Source organism: Paraburkholderia hayleyella, from assembly GCF_009455685.1.
GTDB classification, from domain to species: Bacteria; Pseudomonadota; Gammaproteobacteria; order Burkholderiales; family Burkholderiaceae; genus Paraburkholderia; species Paraburkholderia hayleyella.
The window spans coordinates 15,354-26,804 of record NZ_QPES01000002.1 but is presented as its reverse complement, the minus strand read 5'-3'; the positions used below and the strand labels follow the sequence as shown (position 1 = coordinate 26,804).

Sequence of the window (11,451 nt, the reverse complement as noted above, 5' to 3'; positions counted from 1 at the left end):
ATGGTTTACCCATGTCACAAAGAATTCCATCCAGCGCCGGAAATTACACCGAATATAATGCCCGCCGCCCCGTCAATCTGGAAACCAGCAATAACTCAATTTTCGGCAATAAAACTCCATCCACCGCCCCCTCTTATAAAATTGACGAGTACAGCTCCCGCTCCGGCCAATATTCAAATCAAGCCCCCATTTATTCAACTCACATCGCCCAACTTATTCGCCAGGCAACAGTGGGGAAATCAACCGCCCGCACCCTTATCGACGCAATAATTTCGATAACAATATACATCAGCGCCAGCACGATACTTATCAAAACCAATACCATAACAACCATAACTCAACAGTAATTAATGACAATTTCAACCCAATTCAACCCAGCCCGATACAAGCCAATTCAACCCTGAATTTTATCCAGCCAGATAATTTAAATTTTAATTCAGTTGAATTTTCGGGCTTGTGGGATTTTAACCAGATGCAAGGAGCAGATACATTCGATGCCCTGAAAAATGCAACTGGCTGCATAAACCCCTATTTCAACAAAGGGGTTAAAATAAATTCTTCGCAAAACATCATTATAAATATCACACGACAAGAAGCCTTGTGCTTGCAGCAAACCTTTAACCGTTGCGTTACCCAACTACACAGAAATAAAGGTCAAATCGATAGCTGGCAAGCAAAGCTCGATCTCAGCGAGGTGCTGGACAATCTAAAACTCATAAAAGATAAAAATAATTATCTATTGGATTTTTATAACGATCTGGCAAAATTCCTTCTGCAAAACAGGTATGTTCCAACATTCAATCTTCTGAACAAAACCCTATGTAGTATAAAAAACATAGAGAGCCCGGAGATTGCCAGAGCCTGCGAACTTCTTTATCAAAATGTTCTCGATAAAGCCAACGACGATCCGTGGCCTGCAATCGACCTCCAGTTTTTTTCTCGATGCCCATCTGATCGCGTCGCATGCCGCAATCAATAAAGCCCTTTACTTTATTAGCGAAAAAATCAACCCTCACAACGAAGACTGGAATTATTCCCAATATAAAAAAATGGTCGATGGTTTAAAATTTTACGATAACAGGCGGAACGCCGACCTGATACTGGCAAAACTGGCCAAAATGATTCCGAAATTTAAAACCCATGAACTAGAGACAACTTTCTCAATCATTTCGTACACCAACGATTCCGCGGCATCATCCGCTTTACTCGATGCCGCTGTGACAACACTCAATTTCGCCGCCAACAGCAGATTCAGCCAGAAAAATCCTGAAGAATTTTTTAAAAATCTTCTGGCTTATCTTTTTTCACCTGAAATCCAGACGCTGCCCCTCAACTCGATTGACCAGTTGTTCGAGTTTTAGATTATGCCATTAAACAGCTAGCGCACTTCGAACCTCAAATACTGTTAAACATCGGCCAGTCATTAAATGACTGCACTATTACGCCTGAACTCGAGACTATTTTCCGTACTATTGCATCAAAAATATCATCGGTCCGCCGCAGCTACAATTACCCAGCCGCGCAGAGCGCTCTGGAAAAATACATTATTAACCATGACACGACAAGCGTAAATAATCCTTTGGCATTGCTTCATTACAATATGCTTATCGCACTAAAAGAAACCTTCACTCAAAATACGACTCACATTCTTGCGGATAGCCGGAAAGAGACATCAGGCGTTCGGGCATCACTTCGCACCCTGCTCAAATCAATAGAGAAAAAAATAAGCGAATCTCAACCCGAGTTCAATCCCAAGGCGAATGGCACGCAAACCCGTCCAGCGCTCACCCTTCAGGCCTCAGGCCTCAGGCCAGCAAAGCTGACACGGCCCATCCCTAACGGGATCAGGGCCGCATGATGCAGGTACAGCTGACGCGCTTAAACCGCGCCAGCCTGTACCTCTGTACCTGCACGATCACGCCGTACCAGCCCCCATGCCCATCCGGACTCGCCAGCACGCGATGCTGCGAATCGACAATCAGATAACGCCTGGCACGTGAAAGACACCATGCTCCGGCGCGGTGCAAAAGAAATACCTGACAGCACAGATATTTTTAACGCCATGATTTGACATGCGGCATGGAACCAAAACGCATACTTTGTCACTTAACCGAACATTCCAGCAAAAATTCGGGCTTATCCATGACAAGAATTAATCCATTCCAGGCCTCATTCCACAACAACCCAACCACTAACCAGTTTGAAACGGATAACACCAGTAACACCTCATCTTTCCCTCCCTTCAAACAACCGGATTCCACCAACCCGTCTTTACGCGCCAACACCTATCAACCATTCCAGCAAGATCAACCATTCCAGCGAGCATCTTCTTCTAATAAAGATTATTCAATCGACCAGACCTGGCAGCAAACCAAACGCACTCACCCTTATTCCCGCAACAATCATCACACCGACCCATATCAGACCAAAAATAATCTGGCCCAGCAAATGCCCCAGACAAATTTTTTTACTTTTAACTCCGTGGAATCGTCTGGCGTATGGCAGCTTGATTTGATAAGAAAGTCAGATGAATTTGTCGCGTTGTCCACAGCAATAAACGGCAACAATCTCTGCTTTCTCCGCGAACAAAAAAAATACAGTGCAAATAGTGTTGCTGTAAACATAACGGCCAACGAAGCCATTTCTCTGGACCATGCATTTAATCGTTGCGCTAATCAAGCCAAGCAAAAACCGGACCAGCATAAAAAATCCACCATTAATTATTTTCTCATTAAAATTGCAGATGGCCTGGATTTAATCAAAGATCCAGAGGGTTATTTATTAAATTTTTATCGCTCACTTGATTTTTTTATTCTTGAAAACAAAAACATCATACACTTCGATACTTTGTTCAGAATACTGCGGAGCACCCACAAAATAGGGTACCCAAAGATTGCCAGGGAAACGCTGGAAACAGTTACCAAAATTATCCAGAATCCCCAATATAAAACCATCGCGCCGAAATCTATTATTTGCTCCACGCTAACTATCACGTCAATTAAATCTGAATATGCCTCTCACTCCGAAATTGCTACCCACTGCAATTTTATTTTTGGAAAGTTAATCAACACAGCATCCACCCGCCCGTGGAGCTCAAATGATATTTCTTCCTATCTGAACCATGCATGCCAGATCGGCTCGACTAAATTAATCGATTCGGCATTCAATTTTGCCAATACGGTGTTTGATCCCAACGCCGCGGACTGGAATTATCCGGATACCAAAAAAATCGTCGACAGCCTCCAGTTTTCCGCTGACATAGCAGGCGCCGATCCTGTCCGGGAAAAACTAGCCATAGTTATCTCCAAAATTGAATTATTAAGCTTAACACTGCCTTTATTAGCTATTTCACATTGCACTGAATCCACGGAGTCACTCATACTGCTCGCCTCCTGCAAACAGGCACTCAAAAACATCAAAACCAATAGCGTATTCTATAAAAACAATGCCGTAAAATATTTCGCCGATTTTCTGGAATATATTTTTTCACCAGAAACCCAGAAACTTCCCAAATCTTCAATTAACAAACTGCGCAATCTTTTAACTGATGAATTTGAAAAGTTAGCGCAAGCCCAGCCCCGCATACTGCCGAACATTAACAGCGTGCTACAGAGGTACGCCACCCATCCCGGCATCAAGAGTTTTTCTGATTTTATTATGGCAAGAATAAAAGACATCACCATGGCTTATCAAGCCTCACTGCGCGCACCCAAAAACGCTTTAACTGAAAATCAGGCGCAGATGACCCATGATAATCCTGAAGATTCACAGAAAATCAACTCACCCCTTCAAGTCATACCTGATTCAAACAGACAAGCAACAGATTCATTGAAAATCGTGCCCAATATTGTCATGAACGCCATATCGGATATTCCGACAATTGATATCAGCGGGCCTGACGAGCTTCAGACAAGAAAGAAATTCGAACAGGCCTACGCCCAATACATCGAATTATTTCTACAGAATCAAAACACAAAAATCACTTTTAGAGTGACTTATGCCAGCGCCAGCGCGAACGCTAAACAAAAAATCCTCGACATGATTGAAGACGTCACACTCTCGCGCCCCATCACCTTCAATACCATGACCGATCCCGACAACGGCAATGCCTTAATCCTGGAATATGGCCCGCTTTAATACAAGCGCGTCAACGAAAACGACCTGAAGATCGCCAAGGCGCAGCTCTGGCCTAACGTCACGCTGGATCTCAGCTCGCAGTACGACTCGAACAAGTACCTCTATAACAACGTGTGGTCTGGCGCGAACTGAACTATGTCTGGGTGCAGCGCGCTCATTTCCCGTCCTCGCGGCGACGGCTGTTCGGGTTGGCGGGCGCCGTGCTGGCGCTATTGCTAGCCGTGCCATGGCATGCCCAGGTGCATGCGGTAGGCGTGGCCCGGGCCGAGCATCTGCTGCATCTCTATGCGCCATTTCCAGCGCGCTTGCAGACGCTTCATCCCATGGGACAGGTCGCGGCAGGCACGACGCTGAGTGTGCTCGACGAACCGGATCTGGCGCTGCGCGTGCGCGGCCATGAAGCGGAATTGCGCGAGACGCGCGGCGAGCTGCAAATCGAAGGCCAGCGTCGCAGCATGCTGGGGCTGGGGTTGCAGCATTTGAGCGCGGCATTGCTGCGCGAGAGTGGGTTTTAAGGCGGGCAATATGAAGCGTGGAACCAAAACACAGGCCTTGTCTCTTACTGGGACACTTTAACCATAATTATGGTTTACCCATGTCACAAAGAATTCCATCCAGCGCCGGAAATTACACCGAATATAATGCCCGCCGCCCCGTCAATCTGGAAACCAGCAATAACTCAATTTTCGGCAATAAAACTCCATCCACCGCCCCTCTTATAAAATTGACGAGTACAGTTCCCGCTCCGGCCAATATTCAAATCAAGCCCCCATTTACTCAACTCACATCGCCCAACTTATTCGCCAGGCAACAGTGGGAAAATCAACCGCCCGCACCCTTATCGACGCAATAATTTCGATAACAATATACATCAGCGCCAGCACGATACTTATCAAAACCAATACCATAACAACCATAACAACCATAACTCAACAGTAATTAATGACAATTTCAACCCAATTCAACCCAGCCCGATACAAGCCAATTCAACCCTGAATTTTATCCAGCCAGATAATTTAAATTTTGATTCAGTTGAATTTTCGGGCTTGTGGGATTTTAACCAGATGCAAGGAGCAGATACATTCGATGCCCTGAAAAATGCAACTGGCTGCATAAACCCCTATTTCAACAAAGGGGTTAAAATAAATCCCTCGCAAAGCATCATTATAAATATCACACAAAAAGAAGCCTTGTGCTTGCAGCAAACCTTTAACCGTTGCGTTACCCAACCACACAGAAGTAAAGGCCAAATCGATAGCTGGCAAGCAAAGCTCGATCTCAGCGAGGTGCTGGACAATCTAAAACTCATAAAAGATAAAAATAATTATCTATTGGATTTTTATAACGATCTGGCAAAATTCCTTCTGCAAAACAGGTATGTTCCAACATTCAATCTTCTGAACAAAACCCTATGTAGTATAAAAAACATAGAGAGCCCGGAGATTGCCAGAGCCTGCGAACTTCTTTATCAAAATGTTCTCGATAAAGCCAACGACGATCCGTGGCCTGCAATCGACCTCTCCAGTTTTTTTCTCGATGCCCATCTGATCGCGTCACATGCCGCAATCAATAAAGCCCTTTACTTTATTAGCGAAAAAATCAACCCTCACAACGAAGACTGGAATTATTCCCAATATAAAAAAATGGTCGATGGTTTAAAATTTTACGATAACAGGCGGAACGCCGACCTGATACTGGCAAAACTGGCCAAAATGATTCCGAAATTTAAAACCCATGAACTAGAGACAACTTTCTCAATCATTTCGTACACCAACGATTCCGCGGCATCATCCGCTTTACTCGATGCCGCTGTGACAGCACTCAATTTCGCCGCCAACAGCAGATTCAGCCAGAAAAATCCTGAAGAATTTTTTAAAAATCTTCTGACTTATCTTTTTTCACCTGAAATCCAGACGCTGCCCCTCAACTCGATTGACCAGTTGTTCGAGTTTTAGATTATGCCATTAAACAGCTAGCGCACTTCGAACCTCAAATACTGTTAAACATCGGCCAGTCATTAAATGACTGCACTATTACGCCTGAACTCGAGACTATTTTCCGTACTATTGCATCAAAAATATCATCGGTCCGCCGCAGCTACAATTACCCAGCCGCGCAGAGCGCTCTGGAAAAATACATTATTAACCATGACACGACAAGCGTAAATAATCCTTTGGCATTGCTTCATTACAATATGCTTATCGCACTAAAAGAAACCTTCACTCAAAATACGACTCACATTCTTGCGGATAGCCGGAAAGAGACATCAGGCGTTCGGGCATCACTTCGCACCCTGCTCAAATCAATAGAGAAAAAAATAAGCGAATCTCAACCCGAGTTCAATCCCAAGGCGAATGGCACGCAAACCCATCCAGCGCTCACCCTTCAGACCTCAGGCCTCAGGCCAGCAAAGCTGACACGGCCCATCCCTAACGGGATCAGGGCCGCATGATGCAGGTACAGTTGACGCGCTTAAACCGCGCCAGCCTGTACCTGCACGATCACGCCGTACCAGCCCATGCCCATCCGGACTCGCCAGCACGCGATGCTGCGAATCGACAATCAGACAACGCCTGGCACGTGAAAGACACCATGTTCCGGCGCGGTGCAAAAGAAATACCTGACAACACAGATATTTTTAACGCCATGATTTGACATGTGGCATGGAACCAAAATGCATACTTTGTTACTTAACCGTACATTCCAGCAAAAATTCGGGCTTATCCATGACAAGAATTAATCCATTCCACTCCATATTCAACACTAACCAAAACACTAACCAAAACACTAACCAGTTTCAGACGCACAACACCAACAATACCTCATATTTTTCTCCGCAAAATCCTTTTCCATATAACGACTATTCAAATCAAAATCCTTATTCTGATAATTTTTCTTCGCAACAGCTCTGGTCCAATACCTATTATTCCACTCCCATCGAGCAACCGAATTCCACCAACCCGCATTTACGCGCCAACACCTATCAACAAGACCAGCAACCGTCTTTTTATAATCACAAGTATTTAATCGACCAGACCCGGCAGCAAACCAGACGCGCTCACGACCAGACCCGGCAGCAAACCAGACGCGCTCACCCTTATTCCAGAAACAATCATCACACCAACCCATATCAGACCAAAAATAATCTGGCCCAGCAAGCGCCCCAAACAATTAATCTTACTTTTAAATCTGTGGAATCGTCTGGCGTATGGCAGTTTGATTTGATAAGAAAGTCAAATGAATTTATCACGTTGTCCACAGCAATGAGCGGCAACAATCTCTGCTTTCTCCGCGAACAAAAAAAACACAGTGCAAATAGTGTTACTGTAAACATAACGACCAACGAAGCCCTTTCTCTGGAGCATGCATTTAATCGCTGCGTCAATCAATTCAGGAAAAAACCGGCCCAGCAGATCATCCCCATTAATTATTTTCTCGTTAAAATTGCAGGCGGCCTGGATTTAATCAAAGACCCAGAGGGTTATTTATTAAATTTTTATCGTTCACTTGATTTTTTTATTCTTGAAAACAAAGATATCATACACTCCGATACTTTGTTCAAAATACTGCAGAGCGCCCACAAAATAGGGTATTCAGATATCACCAAGGAAACGCTGGAAACAGTTGCCAACGTCATCCAGAATTCTCAATATAAAACCATTGCGTCGAAATTCATTATTTTCGCTACGCTAACTGTCACGTCAATTAAATCCGAATATACATCTCACCCTGAAATTGCCACTCCCTGCAATTTTATTTTTAGAAAGTTAATCAACAGAGCATCCACCAGACCGTGGAGCTCAAATGATATTGCTTGCTATCTGAACCATGCATGCCAGATCGGCTCGACTAAATTAATCGATTCGGCATTCAATTTTGTCAATACGGTGCTTGATCCCAACGCCGCGGACTGGAATTATCTGGATACCAAAAAACTCGTCGACAGCCTCCAGTTTTCCGCTGACATAGCAGGCGCCGATCCTGTCCGGGAAAAACTAGCCATAATTATCTCCAAAATTAAATTATTAAGCTTAACACTGCCTTTATTAGCTATTTCACATTGCACTGAATCCACGGAGTCACTCATACTGCTCGCCTCCTGCAAACAGGCACTCAAAAATATCAAAACCAATAGCGCACTCTATAAAAACAATGCCGTAAGATATTTCACCGCCTTTCTGGAATATATTTTTTCACCAGAAACCCAGAAACTTCCCGAATCTTCAATTAACAAACTGCGCGATCTTTTAACTGATGAATTTGAACAGTTAGCGCAAGCCCAGCCCGGCATACTGCCGGACATTAACAGCGTGCTACAGAAGCACGCCACCCATCCCGGCATCAAGAGTTTTTCTGATTTTATTATGGCAAGAATAAAAGACGTCACCATGGCTTATCAAGCCTCACTGTGCGCACCCAAAAACGCCTTAACTGAAAATCTGGCGCAGATTGCCCATGATCATCCTGAGGATTCACAGGAAACCAGCTCACCCCTTCAAGTCATATCTGATTCAAACAGACAAGCAACAGATTCATTGAAAATCGTGCCCAATATTGTCATGAACGCCATATCGGACATCCCGACAATTGATATCAGCGGGTTCGACGAGCTTCAGATAAGAAAGGAATTCGAGCAGGCTTACGCCCAATACTTCGAATTATTTCTACAAGATCAAAACACAAAAATCACTTTTAGAGTGACTTATGCCAGCGCCAGCGCGAACGCTAAACAAAAAATCCTCGACATAATTGAAGACGTCACACTCTCGCGCCCCATCACCCTCAATACCATGACCGATCCCGACAACGGCAATGCCTTAATCCTGGAATATGGCCCGCTTTAATTCCAGCATGCACGGGAACGTGTGCACGACATCCGTTACCAAGCTAGTGATGCAACGTGCAGCAACGTGAAATCTGCTTTTCGCAGCTAACACCAGGCATCTAAAACAAAACCATTAAAAACATCCAGAACACAATGCGCCCGCCACTCGATTTCACACCGTCTCAACCCAGCTCATCAGGAAACCACCCTGTGATTGCTCGACGTCTTATTCAATTTTCAAGCGGAGTGATGTTTGCGTTCGCGCTGCTGGGAAGCAACGGCTATGCCCTCGCGGCCAACGCCCCGGACAACAGCACGCCCGCCGTGTTCTCCACCCTGCCTCAGCAGGCGCCTTATCAGGCGGCCTGGAAAGCCATGCTGCACAACGAGCCACAGGTGCCCGGCTGGATCCGCACGGCAGACGCCACCAGCACCGAATACACGACCGTGCAGATTGGCCAGGAACGCTACCTGAGTGGCTTCATGTGCAAGCCCCACGATTGCGGCAACCATCGTTTTTACGGCATGTTCAGCGCAGACCGGCATCACGCATGGGGCTTGCAAGTCAGCATCGCCGACCGCCCGGGCGCACTCGAGATGCCCAGCGCACACGCCACCTACCGCTGGTATGGCCAACCCAGCGATGCGCTGAAAACCTATCTGAAGAACCGTCTCAACGCCGACCCAAACTGGAAGTAAGCCATGTCCTGCCCGTGTTTGCCGCCTGCTTCGCCATCCTCGCTGCACGGCTCGTCATGAACGTCCAGACGGTTCGCCCACACCGCCCCCGCGCGATGCTTTGCGCCCTCAGTGTGGGCCTGGCCTCGCTGGCCACACTCGGAACGCTCACCGGCTGTTCAAAGTCGGCCAGTGCACCCGAGGCCGATCCGCTTTTAGAGTATCAGTGGCATCTGAAGAACACCGGCCAAGGGGTATTCAGCGACCAGCGGCCGGTCCCAGGCATAGACCTGGACATGGGCACGCTTTTCGAAGAGGGCATCACGGGCAAGGGCGTCATCGTAGGGCTGCTGGATCGGGACCGGGCCAATGCCGATCATGAAGACCTGGCGCGCAACATGGTCATCCCGCATGCGCGTAGCACCTCAACCGACGCGCGCAGCGCGATGCATGCCACGGCGGTAGCGGCCATCATCGCCGCCGCCGCCAACAACGGCAAAGGCGGGCGCGGCATCGCGCCCGAGGTGCGGATTCTCGATCTCACGGCGGACATTCCGCCCGGCACGCCCGCACCTCGTTTGATCGACAACAGTCTGGGCGCGCAGACGCCGCGTTTCATGCCCTACACGCACAGCGAGATCCGGCGCGATGACGACGCGCTCGACAATCCTGCTCAGCCGCTGATTTTCCGTGCGGCGGGCGATTCCTTTCTCGCGCTGGCGCCCGATGCGGCCCGTGCGTTGTGTGCGGCGACCACGCGCGGCTCGGGCGTGGGCTGCATCTCCGCAGTCGTCGATCCCGCCAGCGCGAACCCGTTATCGGTCACGGTCGGCGCGGTCAATGCAGCGGGCCAAAAAGCCTCGTATTCCGCGACCGGTTCGGCGTTGTGGATTTCCGGGCTCGGCGGCGAAGCGGGCTCGCAACGAGCGTACCGGCTCAAGGACGAAACCGCCGAGGCGCTGGGCAAGATGCCCCGTTCGGACTTCGCACCGGGCCTCGTCACGGCAGATGCACCCGGATGTGCCCAGGGCCTGAATCAGGAACACAGCAGCTATAACGCGCTCGATAGCGGCGCTCGCTCGGTGATCGAGCGCAACTGCAACTACACCGCGCGCTTCTCCGGCACAGCGGTGGCGGCGGCCACCGTGACGGGCGTAGCGGCCTTGCTACTGCAGGTCAACCCGAAACTGTCGTGGTGGGACATCAAATACCTGCTAGCCACCACCGCGCGCAAGATCGACCCCACGCAGAAAAAGACGCGCTGGAACGACATCACGCTGGACGGTGGCTGGACCACCAACGCAGCGGGGCATCCATTCAGCAACAGCTATGGCTTTGGCCTGGCTGACGCGTCACGGGCCGTCGCAGCGGCACGGCATTTCAACCCGCTGCCGCAACCGCATTTCACGGCATGGAGCACATCGATCACACAACCGTTGACGATTCCGTATCACAGCGAGAGCGAGGGTTATTCGACGATCGCCCTCGACGACAACCTGAAATGCGACACGGTGCAGATCCGGCTGAAAACCACGCACAAGATGCCCGGCAACCTGCGCATCCTGCTGGTGTCACCGGCCGGCACGCGCAGCGTGCTGCTGCCTGCGCTGACACTGCTCATGCCAACGCCCGATGGCTTCGTGATCGACCTGGCCGCGAGCAATGCGTTTCTCGACGAAAGCGCCAAAGGCACCTGGAAACTACAGGTGATGGACATGCTGGACCCGTCTTCGGATGGCAATGCCACGCTGACCTCCTGGCAATTGCGCGTGCTGGGCCGCCCTGCGTCCTGATGGATCTGATGGATCTGA

The 11,451-nt window shown here is 48.4% G+C and carries 10 protein-coding genes; all 10 read left to right on the top strand.

Annotated elements, in window-relative coordinates:
* Nucleotides 1–11: 11 nt before the first annotated feature.
* The 10 genes from GH657_RS14640 to GH657_RS14595 all read left to right on the top strand — a co-directional run bounded on the left by GH657_RS14640 (nucleotide 12) and on the right by GH657_RS14595 (nucleotide 11,433).
* Entirely contained in the window at nucleotides 12–347 is a 336-nt protein-coding gene (locus GH657_RS14640; protein ID WP_153101793.1) for a hypothetical protein, read from the top strand.
* A 125-nt stretch (nucleotides 348–472) separates the two neighbouring features.
* The gene (locus GH657_RS14635; protein WP_153101792.1) at nucleotides 473–979 is read left to right on the top strand and encodes a hypothetical protein; all 507 of its coding nucleotides are present in this window, start codon (nucleotides 473–475) and stop codon (nucleotides 977–979) included.
* Entirely contained in the window at nucleotides 882–1,361 is a 480-nt protein-coding gene (locus GH657_RS14630) for a hypothetical protein (RefSeq protein WP_153101791.1), read from the top strand. The genes GH657_RS14635 and GH657_RS14630 overlap by 98 nt, the downstream gene beginning before the upstream one ends.
* 781 nt (nucleotides 1,362–2,142) lie before the next feature.
* Nucleotides 2,143–4,137, top strand: coding sequence for a hypothetical protein (locus GH657_RS14625; RefSeq protein ID WP_153101790.1), 1,995 nt, complete (start codon nucleotides 2,143–2,145; stop codon nucleotides 4,135–4,137).
* 113 nt (nucleotides 4,138–4,250) lie between these two features.
* On the top strand, nucleotides 4,251–4,652 hold the full coding sequence (locus tag GH657_RS14620; protein ID WP_153101789.1) for an efflux RND transporter periplasmic adaptor subunit: 402 nt from the start codon (nucleotides 4,251–4,253) through the stop codon (nucleotides 4,650–4,652).
* 549 nt (nucleotides 4,653–5,201) lie between these two features.
* On the top strand, nucleotides 5,202–6,092 hold the full coding sequence (locus tag GH657_RS14615; RefSeq protein ID WP_153101788.1) for a hypothetical protein: 891 nt from the start codon (nucleotides 5,202–5,204) through the stop codon (nucleotides 6,090–6,092).
* A gap of 493 nt (nucleotides 6,093–6,585) precedes the next feature.
* Complete coding sequence (locus tag GH657_RS14610; RefSeq protein WP_153101787.1) at nucleotides 6,586–6,792, top strand: hypothetical protein; 207 nt, start codon at nucleotides 6,586–6,588, stop codon at nucleotides 6,790–6,792.
* 71 nt (nucleotides 6,793–6,863) lie between these two features.
* Nucleotides 6,864–8,981 carry a hypothetical protein gene (locus tag GH657_RS14605; RefSeq protein ID WP_153101786.1) on the top strand — a complete coding sequence of 706 codons (2,118 nt, stop codon included), beginning with the start codon at nucleotides 6,864–6,866 and terminating at the stop codon, nucleotides 8,979–8,981.
* Nucleotides 8,982–9,211: 230 nt separating this feature from the next.
* Nucleotides 9,212–9,661 (top strand): inhibitor of vertebrate lysozyme family protein, encoded by a 450-nt coding sequence (locus tag GH657_RS14600; protein WP_153101785.1) that lies wholly within the window; start codon nucleotides 9,212–9,214, stop codon nucleotides 9,659–9,661.
* Nucleotides 9,662–9,717: 56 nt separating this feature from the next.
* Nucleotides 9,718–11,433 carry a S8 family serine peptidase gene (locus tag GH657_RS14595; RefSeq protein WP_153101784.1) on the top strand — a complete coding sequence of 572 codons (1,716 nt, stop codon included), beginning with the start codon at nucleotides 9,718–9,720 and terminating at the stop codon, nucleotides 11,431–11,433.
* The last annotated feature ends 18 nt before the right edge of the window (nucleotides 11,434–11,451 follow it).

Excerpts from the sequence above, each read along its gene's own strand:
- GH657_RS14640 (WP_153101793.1), top strand. The coding sequence starts at position 12 with ATGTCACAAAGAATTCCATCCAGCGCCGGAAATTACACCGAATATAAT.
- GH657_RS14635 (WP_153101792.1), top strand. The coding sequence starts at position 473 with ATGCAAGGAGCAGATACATTCGATGCCCTGAAAAATGCAACTGGCTGC.
- GH657_RS14630 (WP_153101791.1), top strand. The coding sequence starts at position 882 with ATGTTCTCGATAAAGCCAACGACGATCCGTGGCCTGCAATCGACCTCC.
- GH657_RS14625 (WP_153101790.1), top strand. The coding sequence starts at position 2,143 with ATGACAAGAATTAATCCATTCCAGGCCTCATTCCACAACAACCCAACC.
- GH657_RS14615 (WP_153101788.1), top strand. The coding sequence starts at position 5,202 with ATGCAAGGAGCAGATACATTCGATGCCCTGAAAAATGCAACTGGCTGC.
- GH657_RS14610 (WP_153101787.1), top strand. The coding sequence starts at position 6,586 with ATGATGCAGGTACAGTTGACGCGCTTAAACCGCGCCAGCCTGTACCTG.
- GH657_RS14605 (WP_153101786.1), top strand. The coding sequence starts at position 6,864 with ATGACAAGAATTAATCCATTCCACTCCATATTCAACACTAACCAAAAC.
- GH657_RS14600 (WP_153101785.1), top strand. The coding sequence starts at position 9,212 with ATGTTTGCGTTCGCGCTGCTGGGAAGCAACGGCTATGCCCTCGCGGCC.
- GH657_RS14595 (WP_153101784.1), top strand. The coding sequence starts at position 9,718 with ATGAACGTCCAGACGGTTCGCCCACACCGCCCCCGCGCGATGCTTTGC.